10 protein-coding genes and 2 pseudogenes are annotated in these 16,634 nt (G+C 54.1%); all 12 read left to right on the plus strand.

Features of this window, described 5'->3' with window-relative positions:
* The first annotated feature begins 18 nt into the window (after nt 1-18).
* Nucleotides 19-1,482: a ribonuclease G gene (rng, locus tag AC56LH_RS15415; protein WP_499455445.1), complete on the plus strand. Its 1,464-nt coding sequence runs from the start codon at nt 19-21 to the stop codon at nt 1,480-1,482.
* 442 nt (nt 1,483-1,924) lie between these two features.
* Nucleotides 1,925-2,404, plus strand: coding sequence for a DUF6650 family protein (locus tag AC56LH_RS15420; RefSeq protein ID WP_499647430.1), 480 nt, complete (start codon nt 1,925-1,927; stop codon nt 2,402-2,404).
* A gap of 241 nt (nt 2,405-2,645) precedes the next feature.
* Nucleotides 2,646-2,833: pseudogene (locus AC56LH_RS15425) on the plus strand (IS66 family transposase); the annotation flags it as partial.
* A 537-nt stretch (nt 2,834-3,370) separates the two neighbouring features.
* Complete coding sequence (locus AC56LH_RS15430; RefSeq protein WP_499647432.1) at nt 3,371-4,723, plus strand: DNA cytosine methyltransferase; 1,353 nt, start codon at nt 3,371-3,373, stop codon at nt 4,721-4,723.
* Nucleotides 4,720-6,318 carry an ATP-binding protein gene (locus AC56LH_RS15435; RefSeq protein WP_499647434.1) on the plus strand — a complete coding sequence of 533 codons (1,599 nt, stop codon included), beginning with the start codon at nt 4,720-4,722 and terminating at the stop codon, nt 6,316-6,318. Before AC56LH_RS15430 ends, AC56LH_RS15435 begins: the two co-directional genes overlap by 4 nt.
* A complete protein-coding gene (locus tag AC56LH_RS15440; protein WP_499647436.1) occupies nt 6,319-8,574 on the plus strand; it encodes a Z1 domain-containing protein in 2,256 nt (751 codons plus the stop codon).
* A complete protein-coding gene (locus AC56LH_RS15445) occupies nt 8,574-9,548 on the plus strand; it encodes a PD-(D/E)XK motif protein (RefSeq protein WP_499647438.1) in 975 nt (324 codons plus the stop codon). The genes AC56LH_RS15440 and AC56LH_RS15445 overlap by 1 nt, the downstream gene beginning before the upstream one ends.
* 822 nt (nt 9,549-10,370) lie before the next feature.
* A pseudogene (locus tag AC56LH_RS15450) lies at nt 10,371-10,799 on the plus strand (STY0301 family protein).
* A 50-nt stretch (nt 10,800-10,849) separates the two neighbouring features.
* Entirely contained in the window at nt 10,850-11,470 is a 621-nt protein-coding gene (locus AC56LH_RS15455; RefSeq protein ID WP_499647440.1) for an HD domain-containing protein, read from the plus strand.
* 271 nt (nt 11,471-11,741) lie between these two features.
* Entirely contained in the window at nt 11,742-12,641 is a 900-nt protein-coding gene (locus AC56LH_RS15460; RefSeq protein WP_499647443.1) for a sensor histidine kinase, read from the plus strand.
* Between the two features lie 231 nt (nt 12,642-12,872).
* Nucleotides 12,873-15,284, plus strand: a complete 2,412-nt coding sequence (locus AC56LH_RS15465; RefSeq protein WP_499647445.1) for a catalase — start codon at nt 12,873-12,875, stop codon at nt 15,282-15,284.
* A gap of 232 nt (nt 15,285-15,516) precedes the next feature.
* Nucleotides 15,517-16,599 (plus strand): acyltransferase family protein, encoded by a 1,083-nt coding sequence (locus AC56LH_RS15470; RefSeq protein WP_499647447.1) that lies wholly within the window; start codon nt 15,517-15,519, stop codon nt 16,597-16,599.
* The last annotated feature ends 35 nt before the right edge of the window (nt 16,600-16,634 follow it).

Below are 16,634 nucleotides of genomic sequence, written 5' to 3' on the forward strand. Positions count from 1 at the left end.
ATACGTGCGGCAGGGTCCATGAACGAAGATATTCTCATCAACATCACGCCGCAGGAAACACGCGTCGCGCTGGTCTTGCAAGGCGCGGTGCAGGAACTGCACATCGAGCGCACGCTCACGCGTGGGTTGGCGGGGAATGTCTATCTGGGCAAGGTCGTGCGCGTGCTGCCAGGCATGCAGTCGGCGTTTATCGACATCGGCCTGGAACGCGCCGCTTTCCTGCACGTGGCCGACATCTGGGAAGCGCGCAGCCATGACGGCAGCAACGTCCCACCTACCGCGATTGAAAAACTGCTGTTCGACGGCCAGGTATTAACTGTCCAGGTCATCAAGGACCCGATCGGCACCAAGGGCGCGCGCCTGTCGACCCAGATCTCGATTGCCGGGCGCATGCTGGTGTACCTGCCGCAAGACCAGCACATCGGCATCTCGCAAAAAATCGAAAAGGAAAGCGAGCGCGAACGCCTGCGCACGCGCCTGCAAAACTTGCTGCCGCCCGACGAAAAAGGCGGCTACATCGTGCGCACGATGGCCGAAGAAGCACCGGACGACGACCTGGCCGCCGACGTCGACTACCTGCGCAAAACCTGGGGCGCCATTGTCCAGGGCGCCCGCACCCGGCCACCGACCACCCTGCTCTACCAGGACCTGTCGCTGGCCCAGCGCGTACTGCGCGACTTCGTGCACGACGAAACCGCCACCATCCAGGTCGACTCGCGCGAGAATTACCTGAAACTCGTCGAATTCGCGCAGGTCTACACGCCGAGCGTGCTCTCGCGCATGGCGCACTACACGGGCGAGCGGCCGCTGTTCGACCTGTACGGCGTCGAAGAAGAAATCCTGCGCGCGCTCGGTCGCCGCGTCGACCTGAAATCGGGCGGCTACCTGATCGTCGACCAGACCGAGGCGATGACGACCATCGACGTCAACACGGGCGGCTACGTTGGCGGGCGCAATTTTGCCGACACCATCTTCAAGACGAATCTCGAATCGGCGCACGCCATCGCGCGTCAGCTGCGCCTGCGCAACCTGGGCGGCATCATCATCCTCGACTTCATCGACATGGAGAACAACGAGCACCGCAACCAGGTGCTCGCCGAGCTGAAGAAAACCCTGGCACGCGACCGCACCAAGGTCTCCGTGAGTAACTTCTCGGCGCTGGGCCTGGTGGAAATGACGAGGAAGCGCACGCGCGAATCGCTGGCCCACATCCTGTGCGAACCCTGCCCGGCCTGCTCCGGCAAGGGCCAGGTGAAAACCAGCCGGACGATCTGCTACGAAATCCTGCGCGAACTGCTGCGCGAAGCCAAGCAGTTCAACCCGCGCGAGTTCCGCATCGTCGCGTCGCAAGAAGTGATCGATCTGTTCCTGGAAGAAGAATCGCAGCACCTGGCCATGCTGGGGGACTTCATCGGCAAGCGCATTTCGCTGCAGGTCGAGAAGGGATATCACCAGGAACAGTATGATGTGATTTTGATGTGAATTTTTTCCTTTTAATTACAAGCACTTAGATAAAGTATTTCCAGAATTTAGCGAATCGCTACACGCGTAACTACACAAATCTATCGATGCAAAGGAGGTAGCGTTAGTCAGGATTGTTTGCGGCTGATATATGCTCCTTGGCCCGCTTTGTGGATTTTCTCTCTTGTACTGAATCGAGCGGCACAAGTGATAGATACCCGCCGTTAACCATATCGGTCGCACGCCTCATATCAGATTTCATACGGTCCGCCGTTCGGGCAAGTTCAGCATCCGTGAGAAAGTATTATGAGAGGCCGATTGTCGCCGGCGTGCTGTTCGTTTTGCGTTTGACACAGCCTGACCCACGAGCGGCCGTTCGGCAGCTGCCCTCAAGTGCGATGAGCTATTAAAAAAGGTATTTTAAAGCTCAGTTGCTTGTTATTTTCAAAATTTTCTTGAAACTATGAAACTTACTTTTCAATGGTTACGCACAAATCTTACGGGAATCTCTACACCATTTCTGGGTTTGTCCTGGACTCCCCCGGCCTCGGAGAGGGACGCGATACGCAAACTACTTATTTACCTCGAAGATCGTCGTGCATTGTATTTATCGAGATATGAGTATCAGCATTCAGGCCGTTCAGAGCACTTAACTGAGTCTGTCTTGGACATCAGACGGACGTTAACCGTAACATTGCAATCGGTTGATTTTCAGAGTGAAACAAAACAGCTCCTTGAATCAATGCGCGTTGCCTGCCGAAGCTTTCTCGACGATACTCCGCGAATCGTTCGCTCATCCGAAGACAATCGTAAAGCCGCCGTGTCCTCAACGAATATGCGCCCACTACAAAAAGCGATGGCAACTTCTATTGCTAGCCTTGCGATCTTATATCAATTTGACTTGGACGAGAATCTCTCAAGTTTGGTTAGCTCCGTTCTTTAAAACGCGCACATTTCGTGCGGTGTCCGCCGTTGGTATAAAGCTTTTCTGGCCTAGGGCTTTTGGCACTCGCTTGCGCAACTAAGGCTGCGTCATCCCAGCGCCTTGTTACCGCCCGAGTCGTCGCCGGCCGGCTGGTCGTGGATCGAACTTCGCAGTTCTGCGAACTTAAGGGCCCAGACCTTGATCGGTTTGCCGTCGATACGAACCTCGCGCTGCTTGCCGAACGGCCAGTGAGTTGAGCCCGCCAGCAGTCTGGTTCGCCTACTCGCCACACCGCAAGGGCATTCATCCGCAAACGCACCTGGCCAAGGTCGAGGATGTGCTTCAGCATGATGCTCATGCCGGTTTAACGCCTTGTATAAAGGTGGCAGTATCGACGAAGCAGCACGTTTGGCGCACGCTCGCCGCAAGTTCTACGACCTCCACGTGGCGCGGCGATTCATACATGGCTGCACGAGGCTTAGCTATACTAGTCAACTGAATCGCCAGTAAGTTGTGGCGTGTGTATCAGGTATCGGTGCATGTACGTCAATTAGCAAGTTGCTGCGGACAAAGCCTATGTCAGGCTACCTCACCCAAAGCATGTCCAGTTGAACAAGTATCCCGGTGTCAATACGCCGAGCGGAGAGTACGGACGCTAGGAGGTCAGAGTCCCGCTGTCGCTCGGGAACCGCTTGCAAACCTTTGGTACGACCCTGTGAAAGGCACGTTTCCCGCTGCAACCCGGCACTTGTGTTGATTCAACCGAACCTATAAAGAGAGTCCTTCCTTTTGCTGAGAGGCACTTGAGTCAATACGCAAAATACACAGCTAACAGGCTTCAAATTCAGGTAGCGATTCCCGTTAAATTTACTGTACAAAAAAACAGTCTTATTGTCTAATGGTATCTTGACGGCCTTTCGTCGCCACGGCTCTGTGCCTTGCTGTTTTTTTGAGCAGAACAGCTGCCAGTTACCATTCGTTCCTATGGCCCAGAAAAAATTCCGCTTTATCGATCTCTTTGCCGGTCTAGGCGGCTTTCACGTCGCTCTCAAAAATTTAGGCGGCGAATGCGTTTTCGCGGCCGAGTGGAAGAGCCATCTTCGCGACCTCTACCGTATAAACCATGGGTTGTATCCCCTAGGTGATATAACAAAAATCGAACCCGAGGCGATCCCAGAACATGACGTCCTAACCGCTGGCTTCCCTTGCCAACCGTTTTCTAAGGCCGGTGAACAACTCGGATTTGAGTGCACTGAACAAGGCAATTTGTTTTTCAACGTTGCGGCAATTTTAGAAGCAAGACGCCCTAGCTTCTTCATACTTGAGAATGTCCCGAATCTATTAAAGCATGATGATGGCCGAACTTGGGAGAAAATAAGGGACCGGTTAGGTCTGGACGGACTGGGATATCACATTCGCGCTGAGAAGTTTTCTCCGCACCATTTCGGGATCCCTCAAATACGTGAGAGGGTATACATTGTTGGTTCGCGTGAGCCCTTGCTAAAATTCAAATGGCCATCGACGTCTACCGCGGAGACTTCAATTGCTTCAATTTTGGATAAAAATCCGGTCGGCGCTAAACAACTTTCCGCACAGGTGACCTCATGCCTAGAAGTTTGGAATGAATTCCTGAGTGCATGCCCGCCGGACGTTGATTTACCCTCTTTCCCGCTTTGGTCTATGGAGTGGGGAGCGACATACCCATTTGAGTTCGATACTCCTTTCGCGAGGAAGATACACCATGGCATGGATGGGCTTCTAAAGATGAAAGGTAGCCATGGCGCAGTCTTGGGCCACCTTCGTACTCTTGAAGGCAGATGGTCAGCACTTCCAAGCCATGCACGTACTCAGCAACTTGAGTTTCCTAAGTGGAAAAAGGATTTCATTCGACAAAACCGGAAATTTTACCAGGACAATAAATCGTGGATTGACGCTTGGTTGCCAAGAATTTTGAAGTTTCCGTCTAGCTTGCAAAAGTTAGAGTGGAACGCTAAAGGTGAGACACGAGAAATATGGCAACACGTGCTCCAGTTCCGCGCTTCTGGGGTGCGAGTTAAGCGACGTACGACGGCTCCGAGTTTGATCGCGATGACTGACACCCAAGTACCGATCATCGCATGGGAAAGGCGCTACATGACACCTACGGAATGCGCAAAACTGCAATGCCTCGACAGTTTGCAACTTCCGAGCAGCCCCACAATGGCTTATCACGCGTTAGGAAATGCGGTCAATTCGCGAGTTGTCGAATTTGTAGCAGAAGCCTTGCTTTCAGGCGTGTCTGGAACTTCCAGCACGTTCAGCGCTGCGCAACTTTTTGAACTGGACGTGGCAGCATGAATGACTCGGAATTGCCTGATTTCTTCAACAACGAGGTTGAGATTCGGCCAGAAGTGACAATGCTGTCAGTTCTACGACATCTCAATTACGAACCTTGGTTCGCAATAGCCGAGTTTATAGATAACTCCATTCAAAGCTTCCTCTACAATGAAAAGCAGTTAAAGGTCCTGCATGGTGATGATTTTCGACTTATTGTAGCAGTCTCCATTGATACGACCAGCACTGGGCAGATTATCATCTCAGACAATGCAGCCGGGATCGCACGTGCCGATTTTTCTCGCGCCTTTAGGCCTGCTCAAGCCCCTGCAAATAAATCTGGACTTTCTGAATTTGGCATGGGTATGAAAAGCGCTGCATGTTGGTTTGCTAGTAACTGGACAGTTCGCACTAAGGCCCTAGGTGAAACGGTGGAGCGCACGATTCGCTTTGATATAAACGATATCGTCGAGCGAAATGTCCAATCGTTACTTGCGTGCGTTGAGCCAATGCCACCATCCGCTCACTATACAACCATTGTCCTCCGTAATTTGCACCATATTCCAAGAGGTCGTACTGTAGGCAAGATCAAAGACCATCTCGCAAGTATTTACCGCGTTTTCATCCGAAGCGGATTACTATCAATTCGTTTTAACGATGAAGCTCTAGCGTATGAAACACCCTCAATACTAACGGCCTGTCCTTATGATGGAGTAGGCCTGCCACGGACTGATGCCGGTGTTGGTGCTGTCCAATGGAGAAAAGAAATCCTCCTCGATTTTGGCGCAGGGCAAAAAGTCACCGGCTTTGTGGCACTTCGAGAAAAAGCGTCGACATCAATGGCAGGATTTGCGCTTTTCCGCAGAGATCGTTTAATAGAAGGTAGCCACGATGACACTTACCGGCCGAAGCAGATATTCAAACATGCGACGAGTTACCCTTACCAGCGAATTTTTGGTGAATTACACCTAGAAGGATTTGATGTCAGCCATACTAAGGATGGCTTTCGATGGGAGGAATATGAGGATGAATTTTTGGAATTGTTGGCGGAGGCGATTGAGGAAGGCGAACTGAAGCTTATAACGCAAGCTGAAAATTTCAGGTCGATGCCGACGAAGCGTTCGATACAACAAAAAGCCGGTGACGCAACGTCAAGTGTAGCGAAACATCTCGAGACTGTGGTCGCTCCCATAGTTGCCCGCGCACGTAGTAACCCGGTTGCACCAAGCGAATTGCCGGACGAAATCCGATCCAGCGATTTGCAGGCGTCCGAGCGCACTGTCGAGTTTCACGATGGAGGCTATTACTGGATCGTGACTCTTAGAACATCGGTCGACCCGGCAACGGAAAACTGGATTGCGGTCGGCAAATCAGACGTAGCGAAACAATGTAAAGACGGTTCGAGAACTCGTCGGCTCACCTTAGATCTATCACTAGCCCATCCCTTTTCGGCCAAATATTTGGGAACGGCCAATGAGAATATTGAACTCTTTCTTCGCCTTGCATCCGGTCTCTGTATTTCCCTAGTTTTGACGGAAGACTTAACCGGGGAACCACCGCAAACAACTCTTCATTTTTTTAACGACTTGTTGAGGGGCGCCATGACGCCACCTACCTAAATGACGACTTCCATAAAAATTCTGCATCGAGCCACGCCTCCCCTTTTGTGGATCCCTGAAGCGAAAGATTTTACTGATGAATTCCTAAAACGGAAAGGGTCTGATCCGAATGGCCCATCATATGACGATCTAGCGAAAGGTGACAACTGCGTGCTTGTTGAGTCTCAAAGAATTTTGGGACGCTGTTTGCCACCCACAGAACCTAACGGTCGAGAGACTGGCTTAGTCGTCGGCTACGTGCAGAGCGGGAAGACAATGTCTTTCGAGGTAGTCATGTCCTTGGCAAGAGATAACGGCTACGGGGTCGTAATTGTCTTGGCTGGCACAAAAACAAATCTGAAGGAACAATCAGAAAAACGGCTCAAAAAGGACTTAGGCATTGACGACGGTGGCGTCTGGTACCACGTATCAAATCCAGCAGCAGGCGCAGCTCAACAAATTGAGGATCGATTATCTGCCTGGTCACGAAACAACATCAAGCGACGCGCTGTGTTAATCACAGTGCTGAAGCAAAAAAACCACTTGGAGAATCTTGCAACAGTCATGGCACTCTTGCCTTTGTCCAGCATTCCTGTCCTTATAATTGACGACGAGGGCGATCAGGCAAGCCTCAACACTAAGGCAGCCCAAAACCTCGCGAGCGGTGCAGATGAGTCAAGTACAATATACGACTGTGTTTGCAATGTAAGAGATGCGATACCACATCATTCTTATCTTCAGTACACGGCCACACCGCAGGCCACTCTACTGCTTGCCCGCACTGACCTTCTCGACCCTTCTTTCGCTGAGTTAGTAACACCGGGTGCGTCGTACACCGGAGGTAAAGCGTTCTTCAAGAAACCTCAACAATTAATTATTGAGATTCCTGCCGCAGAGGTGCCGTCCACTGACAATCCTCTTAGTGGATCGCCAAAAACACTCATCAGCGCCCTCCGTTTCTTCCTTTTGTCAGCATCTCATCATGCGATTACGCAAGTGCGTGGAAAGGACATGAATCGATCCATGATGGTCCACCCAGCAATGGCTACGACCTCGCACAAGCAATATAAGCAATGGATGGATTTGTCTCTGAAGACGTTGCGCACCTTTGTCGAGTGCAACGCAAAAAAAGATTTGCCTGCGGTGACTAAGAAATTTCAAGCTGAGTATGATTCTCTTAGTAAATCATTTCCGAAAATACGTCCGCTTGACGAGTTAATTGATGCCATGGTTGAGGACGTTTTTACAGAGCTGCATTGCGTAGAAGTAAACTCTACGGCAGATGCTGAAAAGAACATCGATTGGAAGCAAAACGCATATTGGATATTGGTAGGCGGCAATAAGCTTGACCGCGGCTACACTGTTGAAGGTCTATGTTCCACTTACATGCCTCGTCCGCTCGGAAGTAGCGCTGCGGCCGATACGCTTCAACAACGGGCGCGGTTCTTTGGATATAAAAAACATTACCTCGGCTTATGTCGTGTTTTCGTGCAGTCTAACGTTATAACTGGTTTCACCGAATATGTAGAGCATGAGGAATTCGTCCGTAAGGAACTCGACTCTATTCGGGGACAACCTTTGCGCAACTGGCGACGAGATTTTTTGCTTAACAAGATGATGCGTGCCACACGACCCAATGTCGTTGGACTAAGGATCAAAAGGATAGCTTTTGATAAGTGGATGGTGCCTGGTGCGCTACAACGTGGTCAAGACGCAGTCTTAAACAACCGTCAGCTTTTAACAGAAGTCGAGCAAGCGTGGTCACAGAAATTCGGTCCTGCAGTAAATGCAGCAGTTTTCCCGCGCTTTCAATCGGCCAGAGGCACATCGCCAAACTGGATTATCGAAGCAGTGCCTTTAAAAGTAATTCTCGAGGACTTTCTGCTGCGCCTACAGGTCAAGGACCCCACCGACGCTGAAGAGCATAGCGCCATGCTGATTGCGATTGCGGAGTTATTGGGTAAGAATAGTGACTTGGTTGCTGACGTCTATCTTATGAACAATTTGGTTCCTAATTATCGTAAGCGCGATGCCGGTCGTGGTTTTCCCGACGGACATCCGTCGGCCCCGATAAATCAGTATTTTAGCCAAAGCGCTGGATCAGTTAACGACAGCGATTTCCGCTCACCAGACCGCGTGTCGCTGCATTTGCGACGATTCAACCTTGGCGCGAATGTACGAGGCGGAAGCAGCGCCGATATTCTCGAGGTAACATGGTTCGCACTTAACGTACCGAAGCGCTGGAATAAAGGATTAATTATCGAGGAGAGGCAGTAATGTCTGTATTTGTCCTCGACGAATTTAGGCGCATGCCGAAGTCTGCTACCCACGAGGAGTATGACGCGATCAAAGTTTCGGCGCGGCGCGATGATTTTATAGTAAAAGGTCCTAGCGGCGAGCCTATCTTTCTGCTTCGGGACTCTAGTGCAACTCGGTACGTCGTCGGCCGTACCCTCAAGCACTTAAAAGCGGAGTTTCACGTAACTTGTGCGGTGAAAGTTGGAGGAAATTACCTTTCCGCACAATTTGCCATGATTTCGTGCAGCGTAGAGTCGCCAGAGTTTTACGACATCTTTATCCGCTGCGTAAGCGCATCAATCGATGCGCTGCCTGTCACCTGCGGCACAGAAGATCTTGCCGATATTATTGCTGAACTGTTAGAGACGTTCCGTGCCATGTCTCAGCCCGCAGTTGGTGAAATTTCTGGTCTATGGGCAGAACTATGGGTAATTTTAAATAGTTCGGACGTCGCACGAGCGGTTGAGCTATGGCATTCTGATATTTATGATCGTTTTGATTTTTCTTCGCCAACAATGGTCGCTGAAGTAAAGTCGACCACCTTAAGTTTTCGCATACATCACTTCGGACTAGAACAGTTGCGGGAGCCTTCCCCTGGCAGTGGATTAGTAATTTCTTTAATGCTCCAGAGTCTATCCGGCGGTACAGGAATATTAGAACTAATCTCAAGCGTCGAAGCTGATCTAGGGTTCCGTACAGACTTGAAAAAAAAATTATGGCGTGTCGTTGCAAGGACGCTAGGTACCGATTTTGTCGAAAGTATGGATAGAAAATATGATGAAGTGTTCGCGTCGCGAAATATGAAGGTATTTGCTATGGGCGATGTACCTTCTGTAAGAAATCCTGACGATTCCCGCGTTTCTGATGTAAGCTTTCGTACCGATTTGTCATCGGTAAATAGTTCGTTGCAAGGTAGCCCGAAACAGATATTGGAAACTCGTTTCGCTAGGTGAAGTATCCTCACGTGCAGTCACGGCTAGAGGATCAGCATTAAAACGGGGATTAGAGCAAGCTCGGAATCTTGCGTTTCGCTACTGGTCGAATATACCTCTCAAGCGTAACGTCTGACTTATGGCCAGTTTGCTCGCGGATATGATATGACTGCAACTCGGTCATTGCGGCCTCAGTACAGTAACCGGCGCGCAAACTGTGCCCTGCAACGTTCTTCGCTACGTCGTTGCCGGCCATCGTACGCATGGACGCCTTTACGATCAACGCAACGGACTGTGGCGTAAGCGCTTTGCTCCCGACGACTTGGCCGTGCCGATTGATAGGTGTGAAAAGTGGGCCGTCGTCGGTGCGCGCTAACACCAGCCGATTCTTCAACACCTCAACCGGCCAGCGTCCACCGCGTGCATAAGGTATGAATACAGTTCAACCGGCACCTCCCTGATCCGTCTTATACTGACTTATTGAAAGCTCCACACCGTCACAATCGTAGTGGGTCATGTCTTCATATTGAAGTCCGACGAACTCGGACCTGCGAAACGCACCTGCAAACCCATCAAAATTAGGGCCTTATCACGTGCTGCTCTCATCAGCATCTGTCGATCGAGGTGGACCATCATTCAAACAGTTACTCGTCAATCCAGACGGCTTTAGATGCCCAGAGAGATCGAAAAAATAGTACGATGTGATTTTGATGTATAAATTATATGACGAGATTTTAAGGGTTATAACTGGCAAGCGCATTATCCGTAGGAAGGCAAGATCATCATGGCTGATCGATCGCCCCTTCCAACAATGCCGATGCATTTTTCGTGATCGAGTGATCCATGAAAATTCGATATGTAGCCGCAGCAGCTTTGCTGTCGGCCCACCTCGCGGCCCACGCAGCGCCAACAAGCTATGTATGTCCCCAATCGATCCCTGAGGCATCTCTTAACCTGGCCGCGCCTGGTGAGGAATGGACACCATTTGTCTCTTCGCCGCTGTACTTGAGCAGCGCTGCGCCGGCTGATGGTCCGCCGGAACGTCTCGGCGTGCTTCGTGAACGCGATGCCACGAAAACCAAAACAGGTTGAAGACGGACATACGCACTGGATGGTCAGCACCCTGACGGTAAATGGCTCAGGTGTGACTACGGTGCGTTCGGCGAGATGTCGTTAGCAAAACGGCTTCCTGATGAGATCACTACATGTACAGTGACAGGCATGAAAGGCGCCCACGCCGGAGAGACTCAGGTCGACGTCAGATGTCGATAGCGTGGCGCACTTCCCAGGAACAAGGTGTTTAACTGACGCATTCATCATTGATGCCCTATCAACGTAACCTCGCACGCTGGTTTGCAACCTGGACAGCCCTCAACTTGGCCCCGCCCACCGGCTTGTGCGAGCAGTTGCTGCGCGCGTGGGACGAGCCCCAGCGCCATTACCACACGCTGCAACACCTCGGCGAATGCCTGGTGCTGTTCGACACGCTGCGCGCGCATGCCGAACAGCCTGCCGACATCGAACTTGCCCTGTGGTTCCACGACGCCGTCTACGACGTGCAGGGCCACGATAACGAAGCACGCTCGGCGCACTGGGCCATTGACGCATTAAAGGCCGGCGGCGTCGATGCGGCCCGCTGCCAGCGCGTGCATGACCTGATCATGGCCACCTGCCACACTGCCCTGCCCGCCTCACCGGATCAGGCTTTGCTGGTCGATATCGACCTGGCGATCCTGGGCGCGCCCGCTGCGCGCTTTGCCGAGTACACGCGGCAGATCGGCGCCGAATATTTATGGGTGCCGCCAGAGGTCTATGCCGTCAAGCGCCGCGCCGTGTTGCAGGGCTTCCTCGAGCGCAAGCAGATATACACGACGCCCGCCGTCGCGCAACGTCTGGAGCAGCACGCCAGAAACAACCTGGTTAAGGCCATTTCGTCGCTCTGAACAACGATCCATCAACCGGCAGCAAGATTGATCCAGATCGATTGCAGCCTGCTTGACGAACGCGCCTGCAAACCTATTGAGAACCAATTTATCCAAGCTGCATGGTGCGCCGTTGCTGCCACCCACAAACAAACACGCAGCCACCATGCGCGCGTGATTTTGCGTATGTTCCCAGCGGTTCCGCTTGACTTGCATCAGCAAAATACTTAGCGTCTCACAACAGGCAGCAGGAAACCATCCCTTTTTCGCGCGTGAACCACAGGTGATTGCCATGCGAACCCGACTCCGCAATCGTCACAGTAAAGCACCTGACCAACTGCGCAATGCCATGGCGCCATCGCGCTATGCGGACGTGGTTGCCGATGACGGACTCGAAGCATCCATGCGCCAGTTGACCGAAGGGCAAATGCTCGTCAACCAGGCACTGGTCGAAAAGATCATCTCCTGCCAGCATTCCGAAGCAGCGTTACGCGCGTCCGAACAGCAACTGCATTCATTACTGGCCCACCAGCGCGCCAGCAGCGAGGCCGAGCGCAAGCGGATCTCGCGCGAGATCCACGATTGCCTTGGCCAGAACCTGCTGGCCTTGCGGCTCGACATCGTCACCCTGCACCGGCAAACGAACGACAACCATGGCCACCTGCACGATTGGGTAAGCGCGGCGCTGGGCAACATCGACGAGACGCTGCGCACCGTCAAGCACCTGCTGAGCGAGTTACGGCCTGCTGGCCTTGAGCTGGGCGTCGTGGCCACGCTGGAAATCGAGGCGCGCAAATTCACCCGTACGAGTGGCATCGTCTGCGACGTGCAGGCTGACGGGCATCTTGACGATCTGCAGATCGAGGAAGACATCCTGATAAGTTTATACCGCGTGCTGCGCGAATCGCTCGACAACGTGTGTCGCCATTCGCTTGCCGACCGCGTTCAGCTGCGCCTGGTCGCCGCTGATGGCATGCTCGAGCTCAGCATCAGCGACAACGGCGTCGGTTTCGCCCCGCAGGCGCTCAGCAAGTCGGGGAGCTTTGGCCTGGCGACGCAGCAGGAACAAGTCGCCGCACATGGTGGCACGCTGGTCATCAAGAGTGCCCATGCACAAGGCACTTGCCTCGTAGTGTGTCTGCCATTCGTGTCGATACAAGCAGGCACGAGCGGCGTCGATCAGTCATGTTAATAGCCTCCTGACACCGCTTGTTGTGGTTCTGAACTGGGCGCCGACAGGTATCAATGCCACACGAATATCTTCTTTATTTTTCAGCAAGTCACTGATTGAAAATCCTGATCGATATCATAGGAATAATTAAATACTGATCTTCCTGTGTGTGTGTGAACTCACAGTTGAAGGGCAACGTGCTGGGCTATGTTATCGGGAGTTTAATTATTTCTATAACAGACAAGGAACAGCATGCCAACATCAAAGCACCCTAGCTCATTCGATGGCGCCGGATCGGTCCTGAGCACGGTAGCCGGTCCATCCGATGCCAAGCCGCCACAGAGCCTTGGCGTCAGCAACCCGATCGCGGATCGTCTGCTCGATAAGATCCCTGCTGAGCAAGAGCTCGCAGCGGCACGTCCGTTCAATGCCAACAAGGCCAGCGAGTACGGCGATGCATCGCGTACGCCAGCAGTCGGCGAAACCTTCAAGCCGTCGACCCACGCCGCCACCGGCAGCACGACGACCGAAATCATCGCCAACGACAAGGTTGGCGATGGCAATCCGCCAAAAGGCGAAAACGCCACCGTCGATCCACTCGACCGCGTGCGTGTCGACCCGGCCGACCGTCACCTGACGACCAACCAGGGCGTGCCTGTTTCGGACAACCAGCATTCGCTGAAGGCCGGCCTGCGCGGTCCGACCCTGCTCGAAGACTTCGTGCTGCGCGAAAAGATCAGCCATTTCGACCATGAGCGCATTCCTGAGCGCGTCGTGCACGCACGCGGTTCGGCTGCCCACGGCTATTTCGAGTCCTATGACAACTTCAGCGCGCTGACCCGCGCGATCCCGTTTGCCAAGAAGGGCAAGCGCACGCCAGTGTTCCTGCGCTTCTCGACCGTGGCCGGCGAGCGTGGTTCGACCGACACCGCACGTGACGTGCGTGGTTTTGCGGTCAAGTTCTACACCGAAGAAGGCAACTGGGATCTGGTGGGCAATAACATGCCCGTGTTCTTCATCCAGGACGCCATGAAGTTCCCTGACCTGGTGCACGCAGCCAAGCCGGAACCGCATCACGCGATGCCGCAGGCGGCTACCGCTCACGACACCTTCTGGGACTTTGCTTCGCTGTCGCCAGAAATCGCGCACATGCTGATGTGGACGATGTCGGACCGCGCCATTCCGCGCAGCTACCGCACGATGCAGGGCTTCGGCGTGCACACGTTCCGCCTGATCAATGCACAGGGCGAAGCGCGTTTCGTGAAATTCCACTGGACGCCAATGCAGGGTACGCACTCGCTGGTGTGGGACGAAGCCGTCCGCATCTCGGGCGCCGATTCCGACTTCCACCGCCGCGACCTGTGGGAAGCCATCGAAGCGGGCAATTTCCCTGAATGGGAACTGGGCCTTCAGATCTTCACCGAAGAACAAGCTGCCAGCTTCCCGTTCGACGTGCTCGATTCGACCAAGCTGATCCCTGAAGAGCTGGTGCCGCTGACCCCGGTCGGCAAGATGGTGCTGGACCGCAACCCGGACAACTTCTTTGCCGAAACCGAGCAAGTCGCATTCTGCACGTCGCACGTCGTGCCGGGTATCGACTTCTCGAACGATCCGCTGCTGCAAGGTCGTAACTTCTCGTACCAGGATACCCAGCTGACCCGTCTGGGCGGCCCGAACTTCCACGAGATCCCGATCAACTCGCCGATCGTCCAGATCCAGAACAACCAGCGCGACGGTTTCCATCGCCAGGCCATCAACCGCGGCCGCGTGAACTACGAACCGAATTCGCTGGGCGGCGGTGTGCCATACCAGGCTGGTCCTGCAGGCTTCACCAGCTTCCCGGAGACGATCGCAGCGGACAAAGTGCGCGGCAACCCGGAACTGTTTGCTGACCACTACTCGCAGGCACGCCTGTTCTGGCAGAGCCAGAGCACGCCAGAGCAGAACCACATCGTCAATGCATTCCGTTTCGAGCTGACCCGCGTGCAGACGCCGGCCGTGCGCGAGCGTGTGCTGGCGCTGCTGGCCAACGTCGATAACGTGCTGGTGTCCCGCGTGGCCGAAGGTCTGGGCATGGATGTGCCGGCACCGCTGCCACTGGCAACGGATGCGCCGATTCCAACGTACCCGCCATCGCCAGCGCTGTCGTTGATGAGCCGTCCGGGTGTCACCGGCATCAAGGGCCGCCGCGTCGCGGTGCTGATCGCTTCGGGTGTCGACGACAAGGCAGTCAAGAGCCAGTATGGCAGCCTGCTCAAGGATGGCGCCGTGCCACGCATGGTCGGTAACATGCTGGGCAAGGTCAAGGCGCTTGACGGCGACCCGATCGACGTCGAGATCTCGGTCGAAGCTGGCCCATCGGTCATGTACGACGCAGTGATCGTGCCGGACGGCGATCAGGCTGTGGCCACGCTGGCCAAGAACGCACAGGTGCTGGAATTCCTGCGCGAGCAATACCGTCACGGCAAGCCGATCCTCGTGTTCGGCGCCGGTTCGGACCTGCTGACCAAGGCCATGATCCCGACCACGCTGCCAGACGGTTCGGATGACCCGGGCCTGATCATGGGCGATGCTGCCAATGCCGATGCGGCCGTTGCAGCGTTCAAGACGGCGCTTGCCGGCTTCCGCGTGTTTGCCCGCGAAACCGATCCACCGTCGGTGTAAGTCAGTCCAGCCCTCTGCCCTCATAACAGGGGCAGATGGGCCTGATGACAGCGCAGCAAAAAAAAAGACACCAATCGGTGTCTTTTTTTTATTAACTTTTCATAAATGCTCTATTTACTGGAACTAATTATTCGCGTAACCTGTTGGTTGTTATTTTGTTACCAAGTGGCATGTACGCCCCGTGGCTGCACTTGGATGACCGACCCAACACCATGTAACCGAAAGGCATTTGATGACACTTGGCCATGCAACCGGTGACCGCATTGCGTTTTTGCGAATTGTCATGATTTTCGGTGTCATCATGTTGCACACGCCGGCCTATGTACCGATGTCGGCCATCGGCGATGGCTGGTTTGACCTGATCAAGGCCTTTTTCCAGCTTGCCGTGTTCCGCGCCAGCGTGCCGGTCCTGACAGTCATCTCGGGTTATCTGCTGTTCAAATCCTGCATTGACCAGGAACCGGTACGTTGCCTGACCAAAAAGGCGCGCACGATCCTGATTCCCTTCCTGTGCTTTAACCTGCCACTGGCGCCCGTGGCGCTGGGCGCCGAGATGTTTGGTGGCATGCATTTGTCAGCCAACTTGTGGCCGTTCGATGCAACAGGCTGGTTGAATGCAGCGTTCGGCCTGACTGACTCGCCCATCAATTACCCACTGAATTTTCTGCGCGACCTGATCGTGCTGATCCTGCTGGCGCCCGTGTTTGGCTGGTTGATGCGCAAGGCCGCCTGGGCCGGACTGGTGCTCGTATCGGTCGTCTTCATGGGCGATTTCGACGGGCATCTGCTGCAGCGCAATCTGATGGCGGTACAGTTCTACGTTGGCGGCATGGCAGCAGTGCGGGCGTGGGACTTGCGCTGCCTCGACCGCCACGCCGGCATCCTGTTCGTCACCTTCCTGCTCGCCTGTCTCGCCACCCTGCATTTCCGGATGGAAGACACGACGTACCTGCGCCTGGCTGCGCCATTCCTTCTCTGGCCCGCAACCGCTTGGGCGGCCAGCACGCGGTTTGGCGTGTGGCTGGCGGGCATGAGCAAATACAGCTTTTTCCTGTTCCTGGGCCATGCACCGATCCTGATGCTGACCTGGATCCTGTATGGCCGGTACGGCAGCGCCATCCCCTATCCGGTCTACTGGATGATGGCGCCGCTGATCGTGAGCGCCATCCTGGTGGCCGTGTATCAGCTTGCGATCGGAACGATGCCGCGCATCTTCAAGGCCATGATCGGTGCCAGCAATAGCGCCAGGCCGGCGGTAGTACGGGCTGAGCAGCGCCGTGGGAGCCTGGCACAGCCTGCCGCCCTGAAGGTTTGATCCGTGGAATTGGGTGAGTTTCCTGCAGGGCAACG

The sequence above is a fragment of the Telluria sp. LT1R51-2 genome (assembly GCF_059685775.1).